Origin of the sequence: Parabacteroides sp. AF48-14, assembly GCF_003477465.1 — a bacterium.
Taxonomy (GTDB): Bacteria; Bacteroidota; Bacteroidia; order Bacteroidales; family Tannerellaceae; genus Parabacteroides; species Parabacteroides acidifaciens.
In genome coordinates this window covers 70,985-95,642 of sequence record NZ_QUDI01000017.1, presented here as the reverse complement: position 1 = coordinate 95,642, position 24,658 = coordinate 70,985, and the positions used below count along the sequence as shown (strand labels likewise).

At 48.9% G+C, this 24,658-nt stretch carries 20 protein-coding genes and 1 pseudogene; 6 read left to right on the top strand and 15 right to left on the bottom strand.

Features of this window, described 5'->3' with window-relative positions; all coding sequences use genetic code 11:
* Nucleotides 1–31: 31 nt before the first annotated feature.
* The 14 genes from DW083_RS09915 to DW083_RS09850 all read right to left on the bottom strand — a co-directional run bounded on the left by DW083_RS09915 (nt 32) and on the right by DW083_RS09850 (nt 15,249).
* Complete coding sequence (locus DW083_RS09915) at nt 32–2,038, bottom strand: Mfa1 family fimbria major subunit (protein WP_122332264.1); 2,007 nt, start codon at nt 2,036–2,038, stop codon at nt 32–34.
* 196 nt (nt 2,039–2,234) lie between these two features.
* Entirely contained in the window at nt 2,235–2,468 is a 234-nt protein-coding gene (locus tag DW083_RS09910) for a hypothetical protein (RefSeq protein ID WP_233552093.1), read from the bottom strand.
* Nucleotides 2,469–2,472: 4 nt separating this feature from the next.
* Nucleotides 2,473–3,918, bottom strand: coding sequence for a DUF3868 domain-containing protein (locus DW083_RS09905; protein WP_122332263.1), 1,446 nt, complete (start codon nt 3,916–3,918; stop codon nt 2,473–2,475).
* A 14-nt stretch (nt 3,919–3,932) separates the two neighbouring features.
* Nucleotides 3,933–4,532, bottom strand: a complete 600-nt coding sequence (locus DW083_RS09900) for a DUF3575 domain-containing protein (RefSeq protein ID WP_122332271.1) — start codon at nt 4,530–4,532, stop codon at nt 3,933–3,935.
* A 1,360-nt stretch (nt 4,533–5,892) separates the two neighbouring features.
* Nucleotides 5,893–6,831, bottom strand: coding sequence for a site-specific integrase (locus DW083_RS09895; protein WP_122332262.1), 939 nt, complete (start codon nt 6,829–6,831; stop codon nt 5,893–5,895).
* Between the two features lie 185 nt (nt 6,832–7,016).
* The gene (gene galE / locus DW083_RS09890; protein ID WP_115499099.1) at nt 7,017–8,057 is read right to left on the bottom strand and encodes a UDP-glucose 4-epimerase GalE; all 1,041 of its coding nucleotides are present in this window, start codon (nt 8,055–8,057) and stop codon (nt 7,017–7,019) included.
* Nucleotides 8,058–8,082: 25 nt separating this feature from the next.
* Nucleotides 8,083–8,655: an electron transport complex subunit RsxA gene (rsxA, locus tag DW083_RS09885; RefSeq protein ID WP_115499098.1), complete on the bottom strand. Its 573-nt coding sequence runs from the start codon at nt 8,653–8,655 to the stop codon at nt 8,083–8,085.
* Between the two features lie 12 nt (nt 8,656–8,667).
* Nucleotides 8,668–9,252 carry an RnfABCDGE type electron transport complex subunit E gene (locus tag DW083_RS09880; protein WP_115499097.1) on the bottom strand — a complete coding sequence of 195 codons (585 nt, stop codon included), beginning with the start codon at nt 9,250–9,252 and terminating at the stop codon, nt 8,668–8,670.
* A complete protein-coding gene (locus tag DW083_RS09875; RefSeq protein ID WP_115499096.1) occupies nt 9,245–9,889 on the bottom strand; it encodes an RnfABCDGE type electron transport complex subunit G in 645 nt (214 codons plus the stop codon). Before DW083_RS09875 ends, DW083_RS09880 begins: the two co-directional genes overlap by 8 nt.
* Before the next feature lie 2 nt (nt 9,890–9,891).
* A complete protein-coding gene (locus DW083_RS09870) occupies nt 9,892–10,851 on the bottom strand; it encodes an RnfABCDGE type electron transport complex subunit D (protein ID WP_122332261.1) in 960 nt (319 codons plus the stop codon).
* Nucleotides 10,852–10,864: 13 nt separating this feature from the next.
* Nucleotides 10,865–12,196 carry an electron transport complex subunit RsxC gene (rsxC, locus tag DW083_RS09865; protein ID WP_122332260.1) on the bottom strand — a complete coding sequence of 444 codons (1,332 nt, stop codon included), beginning with the start codon at nt 12,194–12,196 and terminating at the stop codon, nt 10,865–10,867.
* A gap of 12 nt (nt 12,197–12,208) precedes the next feature.
* Complete coding sequence (locus DW083_RS09860; protein ID WP_122332259.1) at nt 12,209–13,174, bottom strand: Fe-S cluster domain-containing protein; 966 nt, start codon at nt 13,172–13,174, stop codon at nt 12,209–12,211.
* Nucleotides 13,175–13,184: 10 nt separating this feature from the next.
* The gene (locus tag DW083_RS09855; protein ID WP_122332258.1) at nt 13,185–13,601 is read right to left on the bottom strand and encodes a SoxR reducing system RseC family protein; all 417 of its coding nucleotides are present in this window, start codon (nt 13,599–13,601) and stop codon (nt 13,185–13,187) included.
* Between the two features lie 100 nt (nt 13,602–13,701).
* Entirely contained in the window at nt 13,702–15,249 is a 1,548-nt protein-coding gene (locus DW083_RS09850) for a DUF3078 domain-containing protein (protein WP_122332257.1), read from the bottom strand.
* 162 nt (nt 15,250–15,411) lie between these two features.
* Between DW083_RS09850 and DW083_RS09845 the strand changes: the two genes are divergently transcribed.
* The 6 genes and pseudogenes from DW083_RS09845 (at nt 15,412) to DW083_RS09820 (ending at nt 22,388) form a co-directional block, all read left to right on the top strand.
* On the top strand, nt 15,412–15,753 hold the full coding sequence (locus tag DW083_RS09845; RefSeq protein ID WP_122332256.1) for a type II toxin-antitoxin system HicB family antitoxin: 342 nt from the start codon (nt 15,412–15,414) through the stop codon (nt 15,751–15,753).
* Between the two features lie 659 nt (nt 15,754–16,412).
* Nucleotides 16,413–17,149 (top strand): annotated as a pseudogene (locus DW083_RS09840) (copper homeostasis protein CutC).
* Nucleotides 17,150–17,180: 31 nt separating this feature from the next.
* On the top strand, nt 17,181–19,262 hold the full coding sequence (locus tag DW083_RS09835; RefSeq protein ID WP_122332255.1) for an alpha-galactosidase: 2,082 nt from the start codon (nt 17,181–17,183) through the stop codon (nt 19,260–19,262).
* Between the two features lie 45 nt (nt 19,263–19,307).
* Nucleotides 19,308–19,505 carry a PspC domain-containing protein gene (locus DW083_RS09830; RefSeq protein ID WP_115499086.1) on the top strand — a complete coding sequence of 66 codons (198 nt, stop codon included), beginning with the start codon at nt 19,308–19,310 and terminating at the stop codon, nt 19,503–19,505.
* Between the two features lie 6 nt (nt 19,506–19,511).
* Nucleotides 19,512–21,503 (top strand): excinuclease ABC subunit UvrB, encoded by a 1,992-nt coding sequence (uvrB, locus tag DW083_RS09825; protein ID WP_122332254.1) that lies wholly within the window; start codon nt 19,512–19,514, stop codon nt 21,501–21,503.
* A gap of 45 nt (nt 21,504–21,548) precedes the next feature.
* Complete coding sequence (locus DW083_RS09820; RefSeq protein WP_122332253.1) at nt 21,549–22,388, top strand: N-acetylmuramoyl-L-alanine amidase-like domain-containing protein; 840 nt, start codon at nt 21,549–21,551, stop codon at nt 22,386–22,388.
* A 3-nt stretch (nt 22,389–22,391) separates the two neighbouring features.
* On the opposite strand, the gene DW083_RS09815 is transcribed toward DW083_RS09820, so the two are convergent.
* Entirely contained in the window at nt 22,392–24,569 is a 2,178-nt protein-coding gene (locus tag DW083_RS09815; RefSeq protein WP_233552104.1) for a DUF5686 family protein, read from the bottom strand.
* Between the last annotated feature and the right edge of the window lie 89 nt (nt 24,570–24,658).

Here is a 24,658-nt window from a genome sequence, read left to right as displayed (position 1 = left end):
GGGCACAACTCACTCTTGATTGGGGTTGGGGTTATAGGGTGATATCCTGGTTCTTGCGAAGTATCCAATCTTTTACATAAAGATGAACTAAGATCGTGTATGCTTCTTCTTTTTCATCCGGAGTATCCGGGTCGTCTTTTCCCGGTGTATAAGGCAGTGGATCACCCAAGTCGCGGATACCGGTTACGTTCAATTGGTACACGTTGTTACGGACGATGCCATATTCCATTACGCCTAACACTTGGTCTTCACGGGCATTATCTACATTAGATGATGGGTCATGCTGGATCCAATATTTATGATAACTCTTACCTTCTTTGTAGCAAGATACGCCATAACCTTTATAAAGAGTTGCGATATACGTATCGTCTATTTCTCCTGTTGGTTCTTGCAAGGCAGTTTCAGAATCAATAAATTTGTTGTAATTCAAGTTATCTTTTACGTTATCGAAAGTAGCGTCAGTTCCTGCTTTGTCAAGAACTTCTTTCAAGTACTCCTTGAATTTCTTTTCAATACCGTTCTTCTCACTCATGTACTGAACAATTGATCGGACCTTATCTATTGTAGGAGCAGTTGCTGGCCAATTGCTATCCATAAATCCTTTCAGTAAATCTGATGTTACTTTATAATCTACTCCATCGGCTGCTTCTGCAAGTTCTTTGAATGCTGTTGCTGCAATTGTTTTGAAGCCGTCAAAAGTAACATTACCATCATGATTTGCAACGTAGAATGTACCATTGTTTCCAGCAGGTAATGCGGCGGCTTCAACATTACCATTAGTACTATTATAGCTGCTAACTGTTGCGTCGTCTTTAAATGTAAATTTAGATTCAAAAATAAGCCCTGTTGTATAGCCGTTCATTTGAAGAGGTGCAGACATGGTATTCTCGCGAGTGTAGAATATCGGAGTGAAATTATCTGCGGATGTATAAGTACCTTCTTGCCCAAGGGTTGAAGTTTCTTTCCATTCGGTAGATTTTGTATCGTAAGGAAGATCAGCGTCTTCAGCCGCTTGATAAAAGAAGTTATCATATTTGTTTGTAAACTGACTATAGTTACCTCTCGTTTTATTTCTCATATCAACGGAATATACATAATTATATTTGCCAGTCTCCCATAATTCATCGCCCAGCCATTGGTATTCGCCAGAGGAATAATTAGTCTCTGTAGGGAGAGATATACTTATTTCTGTTACTGACGGAGAAACCTGTTTGAACATATTGGTATTACCTTTCCACAAGTTGATAGGCAAATAGCGTAGGACTTTAAATGTACCATCTGTTCTGATGTTGCCTGCCATTGTTTCTGACACTTTTAAGTCGACACGTGCTGCCAAACGTTCAACATAAACGGTTGTTCTGGCTGGATCATCCTTTGATTTGTTTGCTTGTGAGATGTTGACTAAGGAGGCGGAGGCCACTTGCCCTTTCATCATGTGAGTGGACATGACAAACTTATCGTAAGAATTAATTCCTGAAGCTCCACCTGTCCAAGCCTTGCTGGAAAGGTTTTCTCTCAAATCTGAAAGAGTGGTTGGGGTTATTTGTGATCCATTATTCACAACGGCCAATACCCAATAGTCTTTTGATTCAGTCTCAGTGAATGTATCGTCTAATGTGATAGTAACAGTAACCTCTTGGTGATCGGGTTCTCTACCTCCGGAAGGTGTTTCATTTATCCCGGCAAGATAACCATAGCCGGCAATTTGAGTAGTCGTACTGGACTCATCTCTGTTTACAGCTTCCAATCCACCATTCACTTCATGTTCAGTATCTTTTTTCTCAAACAAAAAGATATTGATATCATAGACCTGGTCTTCATTTAACCCTTCAATCTCCGGTAAATAACCATCTCCCTCTTCTCCATAACCTTTAGTGGACACACCTTTTGTTCCGGTGGCTATCTTTACTGCCAGATAAGCCCTTTGTTCGCTCTCTTCCGGCTGGTTGTTTTTGCCCGAATTCTCTAAGTCGTCCGAGCAGGACACCGCCGCGAATGCGAGGGCGAGTGCCCATAATGAATAATGTTTAAGTTTCATATACTTTGTTTTTATGAATGAATATTTTAATATCTCTGTTAATCAGTTGTTTAAGTACTTCGAGAAGTATCCCTCCGGCCATTGCCGCAGTGGCCTCTTGACGACTGCCGCAGTGGTTACCTGACGACTGCCGCAGTGGTCGGAACACGACTGCCGCAGTCGTCAGAGGCCTTCTTCCGGGGTGGCTATCATTCGATTACCGGACGATCGCTACCCCCTCCTTCACGTGGCGGGCAATGTGGCGAGGTAAGCGGTCGAGACACGATTTGACATCGGCACTGGTCAGGGTTGTTTCCTCTGCGATAGCTTCGCATAATTCTTCGAAGCCTACGGTTCCGTTGTTGACCAACTGGGCATAAAGCTTGGTTGAGCCTTCGGGCGCATCCTTCGAAAAGTCTTTGCGCAGAACTAATTTGTACTTAGCACTCATGGCATTACTTTTTTGAGGTTAATAATGTGTATTCAATCATCTGCTTGACTTGCTCCAAATTGGCGGTTGCGGCATCTGCCACTTCGGGGTTGTCGGTCAAACGTGTGAGAGTCTTTTCTGCTTCCGTCCATTGTTCGCCGAGCATCAAGAGGATGGCTTCCGCCAGTTCCTTATGTGCCGAAGGGGTGGCCTTGGCCAGGTAGCGGCGGGCGCGGTCGGGTTGCTTGTTTTGCAGGGCGATGTTGGCGGCGTTGAGGTTCGACACCGGGTCGTCGGGATACATGCGGACGGCTATTTCGAACACTTCCTTGAACTCGTCGCTGCCGGCCGGGTAGCTCAGTGCCACGCGGTGCATCTCTTCGAGGCTCAGTTGCGAAGGGTCGCGATGGATCAGTTCGCGTGCCTCTTCGACGGTAAAGTTGCGTATGTTGTATTCCACCACATAGTCCGAACGGCGCAGGGCGGGATAGATTTCTGCCAGTATCTGCTTGTAGGCGGGTAGCTGTTTCAATTTCGCTTCGCGGGCATCGAAGTCGGCCGGTTCATCGGCACGCACGATGGCGAGGGCTTCCGCTTTCCCGTTGAGCGACGAGGTTTCGAGGCGCGCCTCCAACCCTTCCCAGTCTTCCGGCTCGGAGGTGACGTCGTAGGTGGTCTGGTTGCTGAACTTGTACAATCCCATCACGTAGTTGAGCAATGCCTGTGCACGTCCTTCCGCCAGGCGGCGGTTGTTGGCGTAGGTGCCTTCGGGGGACGCGAAGCCTTTGATGGCCAGGCGGGTGATGGTGGCGTAGTTGTTATCTTTGACGGCATCGATAGTCTGCCGGATGGCGGCCAGTTCGCTGGGGTTCTTGCGGTAGTCGGGGTATATCTCGGTGCGGTTGATCGGGAAGTCGAGATATGCCTGCCCGTTGAGCGTACGGCGTTTCACCTCTTCTGCAGCGGGTGCAAGGAAGGCGGGCACGGGTTTCAACACGATCGGTTCGATGAAGTTGATCGGGAAGAGCGTCGAACGGTCGTTCTGCAACGTTTCCCATCCGCAGCCGCATTCGTCGGTGATGAGGGCGATTTCGGCACGTTTCATCCAGGGGGCCATCGGGGTGCGGGCGGTGTAGCCGAAGGTCTGCTCGTGGCCGTTCGTGCGGCGCAGGGCGTATTCGCCGTGGGTGGCAAAGGTGCGCCCTGTGCGTTCATACAGGATCTGGCGGTCGCGCCCGTTGAGGAGGATCGGGGGGAGCGGGCGGATGCTGTCGCCTGAGGCGACGACCGGGGTGCAGACGACGCTGCGGCCCGCGGGCACCTCCACTTCGCTGAAGTCGAGCGTCATGCCGACGAGCAGCGTGCCTCCCGATTGCTCGACGTTCCGGTCCTTGACTTTGATTTCCTGTGCCTGCAGGGCGGTTGCCGCCAGCAGGCTTGTTGTTATGAGTAAAGATTTGTTTATTTTCATAAGGCTGCGACGGATTAGAATTGGTAAATCAGGTTGACGGCTGCCTGGGTGGGGCCGACGTAGTGCTTCTTTTCGTACCCTTGCCGGCGTCCGCAGTTGGCGCAGGGGTATTTCTCCGATTCGAGGTAGAGGTAGCCCGCGCCGACGGTTGCTTCCAAGTTCCAGTGCTTGGAGAGCAGGAACGAATAGCCGTAGCTCAGTCCCACGCCCGTGCCCCAGCCCTGACGGCGTTTGCCTTCGAGACCGAACATCCGGATGTCCGATACATTATATAATAGGTAGGGGACGTGCAGTCCGATGAAGTGCTTGTAGCCCGTTTCGCAGAACCAGTAGCGCAGTTCGGGATGCAGGCGCAGGTGTTTGAGCGACTTGCCGTAGTTGCCGTCGCCGTTCTTCCCGTCGAACGGGTTGAGGCCCGCTTCGATGTCGAGGCTCCAGCGGCGTGCCAGGCGGAACTCCGCGCCGGCATTGAATGTTCCCATTGCTCCCCAGTAAGGGAGGTTGGTTTTGATTCCGACGGCGGAACCTTTTTGTCCGGCCAACCTGTTTTCCTGGGCGTGGAACAGCAGGGGGAGTGCCGACAGAAATATCATGATGATCAGTTTTCGTGTCATGCCTTCTATCATTTGATTGTTATTGGATTTTCTTTTTCTTTCCGAACCGCCCCGCCGTTCGAGCATCAGGTCGCGGTGCCATTTGCGCAGGTGGTTGCGGAAGCCTTCGAGCGTGACGCCGGTACGGGCGACGACCTCCCGGGCGGTCAGGTCGGTCGTACGGTAAAGCTCGATCGACTCGCGGTATTTCTCATACGTGCCGAAGGCGGGTTCGGAGGCGCGTCCGTTGCCGGCCGGCTTGTCCGGTTTGCGGCTGCCTACCGCTTGCCGGTAGAGGGCGCTTTTCTGTTTCACCAGGTCTTTGTGGTAGAAGCGGAGGTACTGGCTGAGTCCTCCGAGCGAGACTTCGCATTCTTCGGCGATGGAGGGCAGGTTGCGGTCGGTGGTGCGGAACAGTTCGACGGCGCCGGCATATTCTTTCACGCTTTCGGGACGGACGCCGCGCAGAAAATTGTCTGCGAGCCCGAGCCGTGCCCTTGCCTTTTCGCGCCGTTCGAGGATTTCCGGATAGTGCAGCCTCAACTGGTTGCGCAAGGCGGTCCCGTCGTGCCCGAACATGCGGGCGATCTGCGAGACGTTGTATTCGATGTAGTCGAAGTTGTCGCAGGCTTCGATGGCCTGCTTGTATTTTTGGTAAGCGGCAGGTGTCTGGCCCCGCGTGCTGCGCAGTTTGCCGTCCTTCGTGAAGCAGGCGCTTTCTGCCGGTTCGGCATTGTTCCGTTTGAGCACCAACTCGCGGTAATGCCGCCTTAAGTAAATCCTGAAACCGGACAGGCTGACGCCGCATTGCTCGGCAATCTGCTTGCCGGTCAGGTCGGTGGTGGCATACAACAGGACCGCTTGTGAATATTTTCCGTAAGAAATGTCAATGGAAATGTGCTGTTCTATGTTTTTCTTTTCTTCCATCCGAGACCTTTGGGTTGTAACTTATTTATGAAATAAGGTAAGAAATTCCTTATGAAGATATTAAGCAGAAAAATCTGTTGTATTCAAGTATTCAGCCTGTTCTAATTTAGCATTTGAAGTCTTTATATGTCTATTAAAGATTAAATGTGATTAATTTTGATTCTAAAATGTTAAATAATGAAAGGGATGACAGGGATGTTATGTCCATAAATTTCCTATGATCATCAACATAAATTATAATTGAAAAATTAGGCAATAAGAGAGTAAGATGACCTTATTTAGAGTAAAAAAGGCCTTTATAAATTGTATTTTAATATATAGATTTGTACTGTCTTTAGTGACAAAAGAAAGGTTTTTTATTAATCTAAAGGTTGATAAGCCTATTTCATAACTATATGGCTGTCCTCTTTAGATTATAACTTCCTTATTTCATAAATAAGGACAGAATCTCGTCCTATCCTCCTCTTAACAGGCAATTGATCGGAGCTGAAACTATCCGGTTTGCCTTCGTCAATTCCGATACATCCAATTCGCTTAAATAATAACGTGTCGTCTTTTCCGAGCGATGTCCCAATCCTTGGCTGATGATGGCGACGGATACGCCCGATTGCAGAGCTGCTGACGCCCAGCTATGGCGCATTACATAGGAGGTGAAGGGAACGGGGAGGTGGAGTTTGTCGCCGACTGTCTTCAACTCCCGGTTGTGCATCGCCAGGCAATGTTTGTATTGCGAGTGGGTAGGTGAACCGGACGGAAGGATGGGAAAAAGGAACTCACGTTTCCCATCCGCCGGCGCATACTTGTGGATGATTTGCCACATGACGGTGGTGATTTCCATACGGATTTGCGTTCCTGTCTTCCGGCGGTTATAGATCAGTTCGCCGTTTCGGATGTTGCTTGCCGTCAGGTGGGCCATATCGACAAACGGCATTCCGCAGGCCAAAAAGCTGAACAGGCACAGGTCGACCGCTAATTCCTGGCTGTGTGAACCGTCTGTCTTGAGACTTGCCAGTTCGCGGATATGTGTGACGGATATGGCCCGCTTGATGGTGGGTTCGCGTTTGAGCTTCAATCCTTGGAAAGGATGTTCGGCAGGGCGTAGCAGGCCGTCGTAGCAGGCGGTGTTGTAGATGGCGCGCAGGCTGCTCTGGTAGGAGTTGATTGTGTTTGTCGCCAGTCCCTTGCATTGCAAATAGGCGGCAAAATCGGAAATCAGGGTCCGGCTCAACTTTTCCATGCGAAACGCTGTATTTCCTGTAAACCGGAGGAAATGGTTAACGGCGACCTGGTAAAGTTCAGCCGTGCTTGCCTTGTTTAACTTTTTCTTCAGTTCGATACGCGTATTGGCGTATTCGAGAAGGGATAATGAGGAATGCGTTTTCTTTCGTGTCATATCTGTATCTTGTTAAAATGATGGTCAAAATAAGCAAAATACAGTTGACTCGGTTGATCACGTACAAGGAGGTAGTAAAAAAGAGAAGGAGTGTAGAAAAACAAACTGGACGCAGATGTCGCGGATTTCTGTATACCTCTGCGACCTCTGCGTCCGATAAATATCAAAAAGGAGAAATATTCCGATTACATGATACCGCGTTCGCGCAGCTTCAGCTGCCATTTCCAGGCGGAAGCCAATGTATCGGCCAATGTTTCTGTCGCTTTCCAGCCTAAAACTTTATTGGCATGTTCGGGGTTTGCCCACACCTTTTCGATATCGCCTTCGCGACGGCCTACGATCTTGTGCGGTACTTTTACGCCGGTGGCAGCTTCGAATGTGTTGATCAGTTCCAATACGGAAACGCCGTTACCGGTTCCGAGGTTGAAGATTTCCACATTAGCCAGCGACTTGCCTCCTAACATACGGTCCATTGCGATTACGTGGGCCTTAGCCAGGTCTACAACGTTGATATAGTCGCGGATACAAGAGCCGTCAGGTGTGTCGTAATCGTCACCGAATACGCTCAACTCTTTGCGGATACCCATAGCGGTCTGTGTCAGGTAAGGAATCAGGTTCTGCGGAACGCCGTTAGGCAATTCACCGATCTCTGCCGTCGGATGTGCTCCGATCGGGTTGAAGTAACGCAAGATAATGCTCTTGAAAGGAGCGCCTGCGTGGATCGTGTCGCGGATAATCTCTTCGTTGATCTGCTTTGTGTTTCCGTAAGGAGAAGTAGCCGGTTTGATCGGTGCGTCCTCTGTTACAGGCAGGTTTTCCGGATCAGGCTGTCCGTAAACCGTGCAGGAAGAAGAGAACACAATCCCTTCAATGCCGGCTTCCGGCATCAATTCCAGTAGGTTGACCAGCGTAACGACATTGTTGCGGTAGTATTTCAACGGCTGTTGTACGGATTCGCCCACCGCTTTGCTGGCGGCGAACAGGATGATACCTTTGATTCCCGGATGGGCTTTCAACGCTTCGCGGGTTGCTTCTTTATCTTTCAGGTCCAGCTTGATGAATTCAGGACGGATGCCTGTGATGCGTTCGATACCGTCCAATACTTCTATATTGGAGTTAGAGAGGTCGTCGATAATGACTACTTCGTAGCCTGCATTCTGCAATTCTACTGTGGTGTGTGATCCGATGTAACCAGTTCCACCTGCTACTAAAATCTTCTGTTTCATCTTCCTTTTTTATTTAGATTAGTAATTACACAATCCCGGAAAATCCCATGAATGCCATTGCCAGCAAGCCTGCTGTGATAAGGGCGATGGGAGTGCCTTTCATGCCGTCGGGAACTTTTGTCATTGCCAATTGTTCTCTGACACCTGCAAAGATAATCAAAGCTAACGCAAATCCAATAGCAGTTGAGATTGCATATACCACCGATTCCAATAAATTATATTCTTTTTGAATTACGAGGATGGCTACACCCAGGATACAACAGTTGGTCGTGATCAACGGGAGGAACACCCCAAGCGCTTGGTAGAGAGCCGGTGATACCTTTTTCAGGATGATTTCCACCATCTGTACCAAAGCGGCAATGACCAGGATGAAGCTGATGGTCTGCATAAAGCCCAGTCCGAATGCATCCAGAACATATTTCTGTATGAGGAACGTCACAATGGTAGCGATCGTCAATACGAAAGTCACGGCTGCACCCATGCCGGCTGCCGTTTCCACCTTCTTGGATACGCCCAGGAACGGACAGATACCCAGGAATTGTGCCAGTACAACGTTGTTTACGAAGACGGCGGCGATAAAGATCAATATATATTCCATATCATTCGGTTTTTAAGCTTTACGCAGTTTGTTTACAATAGCGACCAGATAACCTAATGCGATAAAGGCGCCCGGGGCCAGTACGAAGATCAGCGAACCGTATTCTTCGGGCATCAGTGTCAAGCTGAACAGTTTGCCTGTTCCTAACAATTCGCGGGCCGCGCCCAGCAATGTCAGAGCCAGGGTAAAGCCCAACCCCATTCCTAATCCGTCGAATGCTGAAGGGATAATGCCGTTCTTGGCAGCGAACGCTTCGGCACGCCCTAATACGATACAGTTTACAACGATCAACGGAATGAACAAGCCCAAGCTGGCATACAAGGCCGGCACGAAAGCTTCCATACACATCTGGACAACAGTTACGAATGTTGCGATCACGACGATGAAAGCCGGAATACGCACCATATCGGGAATCAGATTCTTCAATGCGGAAATCACAATGTTGGAACAGACCAGCACGAACATGGTGGCAAGTCCCATACTCATACCGTTCAGTGCCGAAGAGGTCGTTCCTAACGTCGGACACATCCCTAAAAGCAGTACGAATGTCGGGTTCTCTTTGACGATACCGTTCATCAATATTTTTAGATTACTCATTGTCGTTTCCTCCCTCTTTAGTTGTGTTATCGGATGAAGTGGTAGCTCCGGTCAGTCCGTCGGCACCGGAGAATGCGCTGTAGGCACGGTTCACGGCGTTCAGGAATGCGCGGCTGGTGATCGTGGCGGCTGTGATAGCGTCTACATCGCCACCGTCCTTGGACACTTTCAACTGACCGTCGGCCAGGTTACGCCCCAGTACACTCTGGTGGTTCTTGTCCGCCCGGAACCATTCCTGCATCTTGGCGCCCAGACCCGGAGTCTCGGCATGTTGCAGTACGGAGTAGTTCAGCAGCTTTCCGGCGGCATCGAAACCGACGATTACTTTGATCTCGCCGCTAAAGCCTTTCTTGGTGTTGCTTTCTACGGCGGCACCTACGAATTTACCGTCTTTGGTGGCCGGATATATCTTCAGTGAATCGCCGTCAGCCGTAACAGCCATGTAGGCTTCTTCCGAAGGTTTGTTATCGAAATCCGGCGTGACTGCTTTGATCGCCTCTTCCAGCGCAGCGGCTTTGGTGGCGGCAATCGGGCCGGTGGTGTACATATTCACACCTGCTAATATAGCTCCTGCCACGACACAGATGACCGTGAGCGAAAGGAACATATTGGGTAATGTTGATTTTAGTTTTGCCATGCTTATTTTCCTCCGAAATGTTTAGGTTTCATATAACTGTTGATTAGCGGAGTAACTCCATTCATGATGAAGATGGCAAATGACATACCTTCGGGATAAGAACCGAACAGACGGATCACCGTTGTCAGGATACCAATGCCGACACCGTAAACGATCATCCCGCTCTTGCTCATCGGCGAAGTCACGTAGTCGGTCGCCATAAAGATAGCTCCCAACATGAGACCGCCGGACAGCAGATGGACGAACGGGCTTGCATATTGAACCGGGTTCACCAGGTGCATGATACCGGTGAATACAAATACCGTGGCGAAAATAGACACCGGAACATGCCAGGTGATGATCTTCTTCCATAACATATAGCACATACCCAACAGCAGTGCGATCGCACTGACTTCACCCAGGCTACCGCCCATATTACCGACCAACATATCGCTGAGTGTCGGCATCTTGTCGAGTGCGCCCTCGTTCATCAATGACAGGACGGTTGCACCCGTCGTGGCATCTGTATAGGAAGTCAGTTGTCCGACAACCGGCCACGTAGTCATCTGTGCCGGGAAAGAGATCAGCAGGAAGATACGTCCTGTCAGCGCCGGGTTGAAGATGTTGTTACCCAGTCCGCCGAATGACATCTTACCGATGCCGATTGCGGCCAGTGCGCCGAAGGCGATGATCCATACCGGAAGGTTCGACGGCAGGTTGAAAGCCAGCAATACGCCGGTCAGGATAGCCGAACCGTCGCAGATGGTCGGTTCCTTTTTCATCAGGAACTTTTGAATCAGATATTCGAACAGGACACAGAAGAAAACCGAAACGACGGTTACGATCAGCGCACCCAATCCGAAGAAGTAGAGTGATACCAGAAAAGCCGGAACAAGGGCAATCAGCACACCGTACATATTTTTGCTTATGCTGTCGCCACCATGAATGTGGGGCGAAGGCGATACGTATAATTTGTTTTCCATATTGCTCTTTGTTTTATGACTTTCTTGCACGAATAATACCCATTACTTTCCCCTTGCCCAAACGGATTTGGTCCAGCAACGGACGGTTGGCCGGGCAGGTGTAGCTACAGGAACCGCATTCGATGCAGTCCTGGATGTAGCCCGCTTCCGCCTTGTCCCAATCCTTATACACGGTAAACTTCATCAGGAAAGCCGGATTCAGCCCCATCGGACAGACGTTCACACATTTGGCACAACGGATGCAGTCTTGCATCGGCTTGCGGACGGACTCTTCCTTTGTCAGCAGCAAGACACCCGAACTGCCTTTGGTCACCGGAACTTCGGCGCTCACTAACGCTTTACCCATCATCGGACCACCGCCGATAATCTTGCCTGTATTCTCCGGAATACCGCCGGCCGCTTCGATCAGCATATTGATCGGTGTCCCCATGCGAACCAGGAAGTTCGATGGGTTGGCAACAGCCTTTCCGGTTACGGTCACGACACGTTCGAACAACGGCTTGTTCTTTTGGACCGCCTCATATACGGCATAAGCGGTACCCACGTTCTGTACGACCGCTCCGGCAGAGATAGGCAGTGCACCACTCTTCACCTGACGGCGTATTACGGCGTCGATCAACTGCTTTTCACCTCCTTGCGGGTACTGCACCTTCAGCGGCATGATTTCGATGCCGGAATAGCCGGCTGCCAGCTTCGTCAAGTGGGCGATTGCGTCGGGTTTGTTATTTTCAATGCCGATAACAGCTTTGTTTACGTTTACGGCTTTCATCAGCAAGGTCACGCCTACCAGAATCTGTTCGCCCTTTTCCATCATCAGGGAATGGTCGGAAGTCAGATAGGGTTCGCACTCGACAGCATTGATGATGATGATCTCCGCCTTACTTCCGGGAGGAGGCATCAGCTTCACCTGTGTCGGGAAAGTCGCACCACCCAAGCCAACGATACCGGCGGCGGCAATCTTGTCGACAATCTCTTTGGATGTTAGCGTACATTCTTTTACCAGTGTTTCGCTGCGGTCTATCGTTTCTTCCCATTCGTCTCCTTCCACGTCGATGTAGATGGCCGGGCGTTTGTAACCGCTTGCGTCGAGAGCGCTGTCTATTTTGTTCACTTTACCGGATACCGACGAGTGGATGTTGGCCGAGACGAAACCTCCAGCCTTGGCGACGAGCGTTCCGGCCTTTACCGGATCCCCCTTCTTGACCACTGCCTGGGCAGGAGCCCCGATGTGCTGACTGAGCGGTATGATTACCTGCTTAGGAGCAGCCAACGCGGTAATCTTCTTACCGGCAGACAATTTATTTTCGGGCGGATGGATACCTCCGATTCGAAATGTCCTTAGCATACTATTAGATTTTTATTTTTGATTTGTTTCTTCTTTTGTTTCAACTTTGGGAGCTTCTGTCTTCGGTGTCGCGCTTACTTCCGGAGCTTCTGCTTTCGGGGCAGCCGGTTTCGGAGCTGCAGCGGGCTTCACTTTGTCGGCGTCCACGGCGGGAGCTGCTTCTTTACGCGGCGGGAAGTTCAGTTCGTGGATAGCGCCGGTCGGACATACGGCAACACACTTGCGGCACAGGCGGCATTTGGTGTAATCGATGTAAGCCAGGTTGTTTTCCACGGTAATCGCTTCGAACGGGCATTCCTTTGCACATTTGCCACAGCCGATACAGGCGTTTGCGCATGCTTTCTTGGCGACTCCGCCTTTGTCTTTGTTTACACAGCTGACGAAGATACGGCGGGATTTCGGTCCCTTCTTGCGCAGTTCGATGATACTCTTCGGGCAAGCCTTTACACAAGCCCCGCATGAAGTACATTTTTCTTCGTCTACTTCGGCGAGCCTTGTTTCCGGGTTGATGTGGATAGCGTCGAAGTTACAAACCGACACGCAGTCGCCATAACCCAGACAACCGAATGAACAGCCGGTTTCTCCGCCATACAGGGTGGAAGCAATCGCACAACTCTGTACGCCGTCGTATTGGTTGACGCGCGGACGGGCTGCACAGGTCCCGTTGCATCGTACAACGGCTACCATCGGTTCTGCACTTCCTGCTTCCATACCGAGGATGGAAGCGACCTGGCTCATGACCGGTGCTCCACCGACGGGACATAAGAGTCCGTCCAGCGTGTCGGCCTTTACGCAGGCGGCCGCAAAACCACCGCATCCGGGATATCCGCAACCTCCACAGTTGGCCCCAGGCAGTACCTCCTGGACTTGTGCGATACGAGGATCTTCGTATACTTCAAACTTCTTGGAGGCGGCGTATAGAAAAACTGCACCGATGGCTCCAATCGCTCCTAATGAAATAACGGCAATTAAAATCATGATATTTTTGTCAATTAAGTTTTTTCAAGGTGAAAATGAATCGTCTTTTTAGTTTATCGCGTAAAAAGTATAATATGCAATAATAAGGAACTAAGAGCAGTAGTCCGGTTAACCCGCTTGTGGTTTCTTCCCATTGCATACTGGTACCTGTTACAATAGCCGCAAGTACAATAATCAGCGGAAATACAAATGCCAGAAGTACGGCCAGCAGTCCTAATGAACTTTGCCCGCATAGCTGGACTTCTTCATTGGCATGGAACTTTCCTGAGTTGTCGGGAACCTCGATAATCTTTACCTTACTTTCGGATGCCGCACACATGCTTTGCGCATGGCATCCGGAACAGGCCGATTGCTGGATGATCCGAACGTAGACCGTACCGCCGTCGATCTTCTCTATTATCCCATTGTGTTTGATACTTTCGCTCATATTTGTAATCTCGACATTGCAAAACCGAGGCAAAAGTAAGTAATATTTGGATATTATGTCACGATTAACAAAGTTTATTATGGAAATAATAGACTTTGTCTTACCATTTGTAATTAAAGCCGAAGCTCAACAGCTCGTTGATCTGCAGATAACTGTCAAAATCATCTTTCTTGGCCACCGCATCATCGTAACGCAAATTCAGCGATATGGTAGTCGAGAAGAAACGGCTGATCGCCATCGTCAGACGGTTTTCAAACTCTCCCAACATACGGTCGTAACTGGTAAAATAATAGAAACGGGAATACCAGCTTACGTTCCGGTTGAACTGGAATGTCATGGTCGCGTTGATCGTGGAACCGAACTGGCTCAGTTTGCGCTCGTATTCGTCTGTCCCTTCTATCTTTTTGAAACCGTGACGGCCCAAGTCGATATTTTTGTTCGTGCTATACATAAATGTATAAGAGAGTGGAGCCAAGTTGGCAGACAATGTCAGTTTCTTATGGCGGCTGTTTGCAAAGCTCTTGTTCAGGTCGTATTTCATACCAAGACCGAGGTTGATGCTGAACGGCGAAAGGAACCCTGCCAGCTTGTTGTCTGTGTTTTCGGCAAAATTGCTGAACATCTGCGTCTGGAATGTGGCATCGAATGTGTAGAACCATTTGTTGAAGGCCTTATAACCGATGTTGCTGTGCAGACGCAATACGTCGTCACCGATCTTATAATCGCGCAACGTATCTTTCGGCGCCGTATAGACGTTCGTTTTCCATTCCAGCTCGTTGGTAAACTGTATCTTGTCTTTATTATAATTGTACACGAAATACTGGCGGTTGGTCAGGTTCAGCGTACTCACACCGCCCTTATGCCAGTTCGGGGAGATGTAATTCTGGGCGAACTGTATGGCGCTTTCGAAATGCGAAGTCCAGTAGCGGCGTTCCGGAATGAATTTGACCGGAGCGTCTACGTCGCTGAATGCATTCGGGTCTTTTTCTATTTTGATCAGTTCCGGTTCGTATGTTGGTTTCTTTATTATATGCGTTTGCACGATATCGGTCGGCAGGTCACGTTCCGAGTAACGGAAATATTCCGGATAGTTTATGCGGACATAATCATACGCCATATTCTGCAACTTGTTTTTGAGCACTTCATCCTGGAATAAGGTCGTGTCCGGTTTGAACAATGAATAGTTCGGACGCAGTTTGCTGACGAAGTCTTTGTCGGAAAGCCGGAAATCTTCCGGTATAAGTCCTCCCCTAAACAGGAGCGGGGTGAACAGCGGGTTGACAATCATTGTGTCCCGGAATGTCATCCAGGGACTGATAACAGTCGAAGGGTCCCGTACCCAATCGACCCAATATTGAGCTTCCGGCGAAAGTTCAACCTCGTCTTTTTTCAAAAAACGAAGCAAGTTCTCACTGGGGGCAACGGGAGAAGAGTAGCTGCTGTTCAGCTTCTCAAACTGTGTTCTTAGATCCGGAATTTTCTCCAGTTCGACTTCATCTATCTCCAATAAAGGGAAAGTATCGGGAGCAGCCACCTGAACCGATTTGTTCAACTGGTTTCCACCGATTATATTAACGTCTTGTGCTCCTACCCGGTTACTGCTGAATAACAATACAATAAATAACGCTAAAACAGATCTCTTTACCATTGCCGTATCTTTTTTACATTCATTTAAAATATTGGTGCGAAATTAGTGAAAAGTTATGAGATAGACTAATCTTTGAAAAGAATGCCCTGAACAATTTTGAAAAAAGTATATTTGTAGTCAAAATTCAGTTGCGTAGTTAAGAACTTATAAAATAACAGGATTATGGATTATTTAGAATATAAAGGATACAAAGGTTCTGTTGAATATAGCAAAGCTGACAACTGCCTTTTCGGAAAAGTTCTTGGTATGAGTAAGGATTTGATTCTTTACGAAGGAAATACAATAGATGAACTCCGTGCCGATTTTGAAGCAGGAGTTGATAGCTATCTTGCCGGTTGTGAGGCTGATGGAGTTCAGCCTCGTAAACCTTATAGTGGTACGTTGAATATTCGTATCTCTCCGGAAGTTCATAGCCGGATTGCTATGTTGGCTCAGGAGGCTGGAACTACAATTAACGGGTATATAAAAAGTGCATTGGAGAATCAATTAAAAACGGCTCATTAATATGATTCTCATTTCCGTTAGGGAGGATAATAGGAGGGGACTTATTGTAAAAAACGTCTCGAAAACCTCCTTTAGAGGCTTCATGAAGTGTCTCCCGAACGATTGTTTTCCGGTCGAAAAAGTGCTTTCGGACCGGTTATTTTAGTGAAATATGCGATTTTTTCAAAAGACGACCGTCCTAATCGCCACCGCGACCGTGCTAATAGGTAGTGCACTCGGCACCTCGCGAAGATTAGGACGGTCGTAATGGCGATTAGGACGGTCGTAATGGAAAAGAGCTGCCAGTTTACCGAAAAATAGCCTCCGAATCCTTGCCATATTCCTGTCCCTTCCCCTTCATGCTTTCAAATATTCGATTCTCCGGGAGTTAAGCTTTATCGGAATGTCGGGAAGTCTCTGCTCCGGTTTGACAAATGTCATCCTTTTTGAACGGGCTGCGCAGGCCACCGGCTCGTTTGTCACGAAAAGGGCTGTTTCGGTAGCGAAAAGTCAAATTGAAATCGTTCATTTTTTGAGGTGAAATAGAAAAATAAGGGGTTATTGTAAAAAACGATATGAATGGATGTTCTTGTTGTGAATCTCTTGAAGTAGAAATAAGGATAGTTTCATATAATAGTTTTATCTTTGTGTAAGTAGAAACAAACAAAGACAAGATTTTTATGAAACCGACTCGTATTATCGAAATTTGTGCAAACTCTGCCCAGAGCTGTGTGGAAGCGGAAGCCGGCGGAGCCAAGCGTGTGGAACTTTGTGCCGGCATCCCGGAAGGGGGGACGACACCCAGTTACGGAGAGATCCGGACGGCGCAGGCACTGACTTCGTCTATCGATATAAATGTGATTATCCGCCGCGCGGGGGAGATTTCCTCTATACACCGGCTGAGGTGCAATCGATGTTATTAGATATCGAGATGTGCAAACAACTGAAAGTGCATGGTGTTGTCTTTGGCTGCCTGACGAAAGAGGGAGATATAGACGTTCCCTTGATGCGCCGGCTGATTGAGGCTGCCAAGCCACTGTCCGTCACTTGCCACCGTGCCTTCGACGTGTGTCGTGATCCGTATGAAGCCTTAGAGCAGTTGATTGAACTGGGCTGCGACCGCATCCTGACATCCGGCCAGCAGTCTGACGCCGTGAAAGGTATTCCGCTCATTGCCGAGCTGGTCAAACGGGCGGCAGACCGTATCATCATCATGCCCGGCTGCGGCGTGCGCGAGAATAATATTGCCCGGATCGAGGAAGAGACCGGAGCAAAGGAATTTCATACTTCCGCCCGCAGTATTGTGTATAGCCGGATGGAATACCGGAACGAAAATGTCCCGATGGGCAGCAGCATTGTTTCTTCCGAGTTCGAGACGGTGGAAACGGACCGCCGGAAGGTGGCGGCCTATTTGTAAAGCATATCATTCTTAATACTTAAATATAAACATGAAAAAACAGTTGTGGGGGATATCCCTGTTCTCATTATTTCTGACCGCTCCTGCCTTTGCCGCCGTGCAGCCTTATAAACAGGTCGCGGGAGATTGTAAAGTGGAGTTGAAGCAAGATACGCTGACGCTCGAAAACAGCCTGATCAAGAGATGCTGGCTCTGGAATAACGGTAATCTGATTACCTGTAAGTTAAAAGATAAGAAGAATGGCTTGGAATGGCAGACGCGGAACAGCCAGCCTGATCTTGCTCTTCCCGGGGAGAAGAAGGAGGGTGATGGCGCGACTATCCGTGCCGAGGAAATACCTGCATCTTTGCAGTTCACCCGGCATCTGCGTGTCTTTGTGGAGTATGCAATCGGAGATCTGCAGGTGAGAAAGGTCTTTAAAGTGTACCCGGACTGTCCGGCTATCGCTTGTGAACTGTATCTGAAAGGGAAGGCGTCGCAGAAATGGGTAAAGACTTTGGATAATCCGGCTGACTTGCAGAATATAGAGAAGCTGACGCAGAACTCGCAGGGAGGCAATGTCCCGGTGATGGAACAGCTTGTGCTGGAAGGCAAGCACTGGCAGTTGGAGGCTGTGGAGTTTTTTGATGTCACCGACCGTTTCAATACGTTAGTTCGTCCGGTGCGTGCACTTTCCTACAGGGATTGCCTCTACCGGGGTAACCTGTTGTTTGCGGAGAATACGGAGAAGGAAGCCGGCTTTTTCATGTTGAAGGAGGCGCCTACTTCCAACGTGCAGCTCTATTATCCGGGAGGAGATTTCATGGTTAGTGAAGGAACTTTCCGTATGGTCGGGCTTGGTATTGACAGTGCGGATGTGAAGGCAGATGAATGGACAAAGGCCTATAGCTATGTGACCGGTACCTACCGTTCCGGCGAGAAACAGAAACGGATGGCCCTTCGGAATTACCAGATGCGCATCCGTCCGTTCCTGCAAGACCGCGATGAGATGGTGATGCTGAATACCTGGGGAGACAGAGGGCAGGACACGCGTGTGAACGAGGCTTTCTGTCTGAAGGAACTGGAATTGGCTTCCCGCTTGGGCATTACGCATTTCCAGATAGACGACGGATGGCAGGCGGGGCGCAGTGCCAATTCCGCCTATGGGGGCAGTTTTAAGAATATCTGGGATAATCCGGATTACTGGACGCCCGATCCCGGCCGTTTCCCGAATGGCCTGGCGCCGATTGTAGAGCGGGGGAAAGAGTTAGGTATCGAGGTCTGCCTCTGGTTCAACCCCAGCATCCAGCATGATTATGCCGACTGGCAGAAAGATGCCGATGCATTGATCGCTTTGTATGAGAAATATGGCATCCGGACTTTTAAGATCGACGGTACATTCTTTGATAATAAATTGTCCGAAAGCCGCCTGCGCAGCCTGTACGACCGGGTGATGGAGGCGACCGGATGGAAAGCCGTGCTGAACCTGGATGCAACAGCCGGACGGCGGGGCGGTTATTTCTTCTTTAATGAATATGGAAATATCTTCCTGGAAAACCGGTACACGGATTGGGGTAACTATTATCCGTACTGGTCCTTGCGTAATTTATGGATGCTTTCGCGTTATGTCGCCCCTCAGTCCTTACAGATCGAGTTCCTGAACAAATGGCGTAACGGCGATAAATATAAGGGAGACAGGTTTGCTCCGGCAACTTATTCTTTCGATTATCTGTTTGCCATAACGATGGCGGCCCAACCGCTGGCTTGGTTCGAAGCTTCGAATCTGCCGGATGAGGCTTTCCCGACAGGCGAGGTAATCAAGAAGTATAAGGCAATCCAACACGACTTTCATACCGGCTCCGTTTTCCCGGTTGGGAATGAGCCTTCGGGCAAGTCTTGGTGCGGCTTCCAGTCGATAAAGGAGAAGAAAGGATATTTCCTTGTGTTCCGCGAATACAATGACGCTGAATCCTTCGATATGGATACTTTCTTCGAACCGGGCGACGAAGTCGAGTTCAAACCCGTCATCGGTGCCGGAAAAGCCTTTCGCTCCATCACCAGCGGAAACGGACGAATCCGTTTCTCCCTTCCGCAACCGAATAGCTATGCGTTGTATAGTTATCGGGTTTTATAAGTATATTTGCCGGTAGAATATTATAAAACTAAAATAAAGAAGACGATGGAAGAATCTAAAAAAAGACTTTATCGTTCCAATAAGGGGATGATTGCAGGTGTTTGTGGCGGGATCGCGGATTATTTCGGCTGGGACCCGACATTAGTGCGTATCGGATACATATTATTGAGTATCTTTACGGTGTTTTCCGGGGTGATCGCCTATCTGATCCTCTGGATGGTTATACCTAAACAACCTTATTAATAAAGAATGAATTTTGAATTATCTTCTCCATTCAGTCCGACGGGCGACCAGCCGGAAGCGATTGCGGCTCTGTCCGACGGTATAAAGAGTGGTGTGCCTTTCCAGACCTTGTTAGGGGTAACGGGGTCCGGAAAGACGTTTACAATTGCCAATGTGATCAAGGAGGTGAAGAAACCGACCCTGATCTTGAGTCATAACAAAACGCTTGCAGCACAGTTGTACAGCGAGTTTAAGGCGTTCTTTCCGAATAATGCCGTCGAGTATTTTGTTTCTTATTACGATTATTATCAACCGGAAGCCTACTTGCCGAGTACGGATACTTACATCGAAAAGGATTTGCAGATCAATGACGAGATCGACAAGTTGCGTCTGCGGGCTACTGCTTCGCTGCTCTCCGGGCGGAAAGATGTCATTGTCGTCTCTTCCGTCTCCTGCCTCTATGGTATGGCGGACCCGACTGCTTTTGCCGAGAAGGTGACGCATCTGGAAAGGGGTATGCGCATCGATCGGGACAAGCTATTACGGCGTTTCGTGGATGCCCTTTATGTCAATAATAAACTGGAATTTAACCGGGGCTGCTTCCGGGTAAACGGAGACACGGTCGATATCTTCCCGGCGATTGAAACCTTTGACGGGGCGGCTTACCGCATCGAGTTCTGGGACGATGAGATAGACCGCATCTCTTCGTTCGACCCACAGACCGGACAGGAGATTGACGAGCAGGACGAACTGAATATCTATCCGACGAATCTTTTCGTCACTACGCAGGAACGTATCAATATGGCTATCGGGCAGATCGATGTAGACTTAGGTACGCAGGTGAAATTCCTGCAAGAGATCGGCAAACCTTACGAGGCAAAGCGTTTGTATGAACGGGTTACTTTCGACCTGGAGATGATACGCGAACTGGGACATTGTTCCGGTATCGAGAACTATTCCCGTTATTTCGACGGCCGCCAGGCGGGTGAACGTCCTTTCTGCCTCTTGGATTATTTTCCGAAAGATTTTATGCTGGTCGTGGACGAGAGCCATGTGACAATCCCGCAGATACGGGCGATGTACGGGGGTGATTATTCTCGTAAGAAGAACCTGGTGGAATATGGCTTTCGTCTGCCGGCAGCGATGGATAACCGGCCGCTTACGTTCGACGAGTTCGAATCGTTGACCCCGCTGGCTATTTATGTCAGTGCGACGCCTGCCGATTACGAGTTAGAGAAGAGCGAAGGTATCGTGGTCGACCAGGTGATCCGTCCGACCGGACTGCTTGATCCGGTGATCGAAGTGCGTCCGACGCTGAACCAGATCGACGACTTGATGGAAGAGATAACGAAACGTTCTGCTGTGGACGAACGTGTCCTGGTTACGACACTGACGAAACGCATGGCGGAAGAGTTGACCACCTATTTGATGCGGATGGGAGTCCGTTGCAACTATATCCACAGCGATGTCGACACGCTGGAGCGTATTCAGATTATGGATGACCTCAGGAAAGGGTTGTTTGATGTGCTGATCGGTGTCAATCTGCTTCGTGAAGGGCTCGACCTGCCGGAAGTTTCGCTGGTCGCCATTCTGGATGCCGACAAAGAAGGCTTTCTCCGCTCGCACCGCTCCCTGACGCAGACTGCCGGACGTGCGGCCCGAAACGTGAACGGAAAGGTGATCTTCTATGCCGACAAGATAACCGACAGTATGCGTCTGACAATGGATGAAACGGCACGCCGCCGTGAAAAACAGCTTGCCTACAATGAGAAACATGGCATCACGCCTCGCCAGGTGATCCGGAACAGCGTCTCTCTGATGGCGGAAAAGCAGCAACCTGTTACGGGCGAACCGTATGCTTATGTGGAGCCGGAACCAAGTCTGGTCGCAGATCCGGTGGTTCAGTATATGAACCGTACGCAGCTTGAGAAGGCTATCGAGCGGACGAAGAAGCAGATGATGGAAGCGGCTAAGAAGCTGGAATTTATCGAAGCAGCCCAGTTCCGTGACGATTGGTGAAGTTAGAGGATCTGTTGGGAACAAAAAAGGAATAAAAAGAGCGTTATGAAACTGAAGTATCTGATATTGTTGCTGTTGCTTCTCTCTTTCTCTGCCGGAAATGCGCAGTCTGTCGAAGACAAGGCGGTTTATGACCGGTATTGCCGGGCTATGGAATCGAAGAAGGCTTTACCGACAGGCGAGCTGATGGTGGAAACGGCTCGTTTCTTCTTAGGAACTCCTTATGTGGCCGGCACATTGGAGAAGGAACCGGAAGGACTGGTTGTCAACCTGCTCGGACTGGATTGCATGACTTTGGTCGAGAATACGGCTGCTTTAGTTCGTTCTTTGAAGGAGCAACATCCGTCATTCAATCTTTATATGTCCGCTCTGAAAGGGATGCGTTACCGAAATCCGGATAAGGCTACACAGGATTATACAGACCGCCTCCATTATACTTCCGACTGGATTTATGAGAACGAGCGGAGAGGCTACCTGAAAGATGTCACGAAAGAGATAGGAGGAGAACCGCTTATGTTGGACCTCTTTTTTATGTCTATGCATCCGGGTAGTTACAAACAGTTGAATGGGCACCCTGATCGTGTGGTAATAATGGCGGCGAAAGAGCGGGAGATCAGTGCCCGTCCGTACTATTACATTCCGCAGGATGAGATCAATGCACATGCCGGAGAGATCCGGAACGGCGATATTGTTTGTTTTGTGACGACTATAAGGGGATTGGATATTTCTCATGTCGGCATTATCTGCCGGGAAGGGGAGAAGCTGACCTTTATCCATGCCTCGACTTCTAAGAAACAGGTGATTGTGAATGAGGAACCTTTGCAGGAATACGTGCAGAGCATCAAACGTAACAGCGGCATAATGATTGTCCGCCCGCAATTCTGACGGTTACTGGAAGAGTTCGAATGCAAACTTGAATCCGATGCCGTCATATTTCAGTTTGTCGAACCCGACGAAGGCGGCGACGTTGAATATATGGTTACCGAAGCCATATCCTATTTCCGTATAGCTTGGTTTGATCGGCATCCACAACTGGCTGAGGTAGAAACGTTCCGAAATGATATGTTTGGTTGCTTCCGGTTTGAACAGCTGGATGAGCATAAACGGGCTTTCATACATGAGATGGCCTTGCACGTATTTGTCGGAGGCGTTGAACCATACACTTCTCAGCTGATGGAAGACACCCCCGAAATCATCTCCTCCCCACGACTCAGGGAAGTTATGCCGGGTGAAATACCGGTAATCGGCAAAATAGGTTGATTTCTGGTTTGTGTACATACCTCCGCTGATGTGGTAGTTAAACCGGCGGGACAATCCCAGGTAAATGCTTTGGTGGATGTCGGCTTCTATGCGTCCGTAATTTCCGCTACTCTTCCATACGCCGGGTATGGATTGTCCGAATTCCAGGGAAATAGTAGGATAGTAGGAGTAGAGATACTCTTTACGATAACCGTCCATCCAGTAATACTGCCTGGGTGTATAGGAGAAACCGATCGTTGGTATGAAGTCGTGATAGTTTTCATTGATAATTTCCGTTACGCCGTCTCCCGGATCGATCGCGCTTTTCCGGGTTGGAACACGGCGGTGGTATGAGACACCGGTCGTTAGTTGAAAACCGTTGAACAACTCGATCTGATTTTTGAGCTCGACGTAGTAGTGCTTAAAGTATTCCAGATCCAGATTGTCGAAGTTGAAGGCGGAGTCTTTCAACTGCTCGTTGATTTCCTCCATGATCTTGGATGAGTATCCCTGGTTGGTGTTCCCGATGCTGAGACTTAGGGCGCCTCGCTTTTCCGGAAGATATTCCCAGTCTCCTCCAAACTTGAAAAACAATTCTTTTCGTTTGAAGACGAAACCGATCTCCGGACGGAAACGTAGCTGGCGGTCCCGTTTGAATGTCTTGCTGAAGCGGACCTGTTGCCTGTAGGTAATGCCGTTTCGTCCTGAATAGCCTAACTGAAAAGGATTCAGTATGCCGGAATACTTCAGACGAGTGGTCTTGTAATCCAGATTGATCGTATTGGTTAGCTTTTCCGTTATTTTCAGATACCTCTGGATATTGCCGGTATCGCTTTTTTGCAGGACTGCAATGTTTTTCTTTTCGTATTTTATCGCTTCTTCTTTGGTCAACGGTATGTCCCGTTTCTTGTTCCAGTAGCTGCTGTCGCTTATGATCGGGATCGTGTCGGATGATAGCCGGTAATATCCTGTCAAGTCGAGCGGCTTGTATTTTTTACTTTCGTAATCTTCTTCCACCCATTCGACTGCATTGTACTTGAAAGAGGTGTGATAGGAGCTGGCGATGGCATTCCCTAATACGTGATACCGGAGAAAGAGGTCGGCTTTTTGCGGCAGGATGAAATGGCGGTAATCACGCCCGAATGTCATGACGAGGTTGAACTCGGCAAAGGAGAAGCGTCCGTTTACGTCGATCTTGTCGATACGCCAGTTTTTATCTGTGATATAAAGGTCCCCGCATATGAGTTTCTGGCTCCATAATTTGGGCATGAAGCGTATCTTGTATATTTTCAGATTATCGACAATTTCAATACTCTCCAGGTTGAAGTTGTAGAACTTGAATGCTTCGTTAGCGACCGGCATAATGATTCCCTCATTATAGATGGTTGGTGAGTAGACATTCAGGTTCAGGAATGTCAGGACTTCCTGTTGCTTAGCCCCATTCGGGATGCTGTTACCGTATAGCGCCTCGAAATTGTGTTGGTAATTGTTGGGTGCGTTGAATTTGGATTGACTCACCATCTCGAAAATCATGTCCTTATTCCTTCTGTCTACCGGAAAAAGATGATGGGCAAAGCGCATTAAAATGTTTCGTTTGAGGATTTCCGTTTTGCCTTTGATGTAGATTTCGGCTTCATACCGGTTAACGGCAGTCCTATATTTATCGGCATTTTCGATTACCATTCTCATAATAGAATCTCCTTGCTGGGATGAGACTGTTTTAGGTGTTCTTCCCAGCAATAAAAGATTTCCATAACTACCGTCAGGGTTAGCTAAGGCATTCGCTGCGATAAAAAGCAGAATGATTATATTAATATACTTTTTCAACAAATTATCGTCCCTTTCTTTACAAACGTAATTAATAAAATCGAATTTCCAGGCTAAAGAGTGTAAAATGTTTATGAATTTAGTAAATT

Bases quoted from the DNA above. Each gene is read 5' to 3' on its own strand.
- DW083_RS09915 (WP_122332264.1), bottom strand. From the start codon at position 2,038: ATGAAACTTAAACATTATTCATTATGGGCACTCGCCCTCGCATTCGCG.
- DW083_RS09910 (WP_233552093.1), bottom strand. From the start codon at position 2,468: ATGAGTGCTAAGTACAAATTAGTTCTGCGCAAAGACTTTTCGAAGGAT.
- DW083_RS09905 (WP_122332263.1), bottom strand. From the start codon at position 3,918: ATGAAAATAAACAAATCTTTACTCATAACAACAAGCCTGCTGGCGGCA.
- DW083_RS09900 (WP_122332271.1), bottom strand. From the start codon at position 4,532: ATGACACGAAAACTGATCATCATGATATTTCTGTCGGCACTCCCCCTG.
- DW083_RS09895 (WP_122332262.1), bottom strand. From the start codon at position 6,831: ATGACACGAAAGAAAACGCATTCCTCATTATCCCTTCTCGAATACGCC.
- galE (WP_115499099.1), bottom strand. From the start codon at position 8,057: ATGAAACAGAAGATTTTAGTAGCAGGTGGAACTGGTTACATCGGATCA.
- rsxA (WP_115499098.1), bottom strand. From the start codon at position 8,655: ATGGAATATATATTGATCTTTATCGCCGCCGTCTTCGTAAACAACGTT.
- DW083_RS09880 (WP_115499097.1), bottom strand. From the start codon at position 9,252: ATGAGTAATCTAAAAATATTGATGAACGGTATCGTCAAAGAGAACCCG.
- DW083_RS09875 (WP_115499096.1), bottom strand. From the start codon at position 9,889: ATGGCAAAACTAAAATCAACATTACCCAATATGTTCCTTTCGCTCACG.
- DW083_RS09870 (WP_122332261.1), bottom strand. From the start codon at position 10,851: ATGGAAAACAAATTATACGTATCGCCTTCGCCCCACATTCATGGTGGC.
- rsxC (WP_122332260.1), bottom strand. From the start codon at position 12,196: ATGCTAAGGACATTTCGAATCGGAGGTATCCATCCGCCCGAAAATAAA.
- DW083_RS09860 (WP_122332259.1), bottom strand. From the start codon at position 13,174: ATGATTTTAATTGCCGTTATTTCATTAGGAGCGATTGGAGCCATCGGT.
- DW083_RS09855 (WP_122332258.1), bottom strand. From the start codon at position 13,601: ATGAGCGAAAGTATCAAACACAATGGGATAATAGAGAAGATCGACGGC.
- DW083_RS09850 (WP_122332257.1), bottom strand. From the start codon at position 15,249: ATGGTAAAGAGATCTGTTTTAGCGTTATTTATTGTATTGTTATTCAGC.
- DW083_RS09845 (WP_122332256.1), top strand. From the start codon at position 15,412: ATGGATTATTTAGAATATAAAGGATACAAAGGTTCTGTTGAATATAGC.
- DW083_RS09835 (WP_122332255.1), top strand. From the start codon at position 17,181: ATGAAAAAACAGTTGTGGGGGATATCCCTGTTCTCATTATTTCTGACC.
- DW083_RS09830 (WP_115499086.1), top strand. From the start codon at position 19,308: ATGGAAGAATCTAAAAAAAGACTTTATCGTTCCAATAAGGGGATGATT.
- uvrB (WP_122332254.1), top strand. From the start codon at position 19,512: ATGAATTTTGAATTATCTTCTCCATTCAGTCCGACGGGCGACCAGCCG.
- DW083_RS09820 (WP_122332253.1), top strand. From the start codon at position 21,549: ATGAAACTGAAGTATCTGATATTGTTGCTGTTGCTTCTCTCTTTCTCT.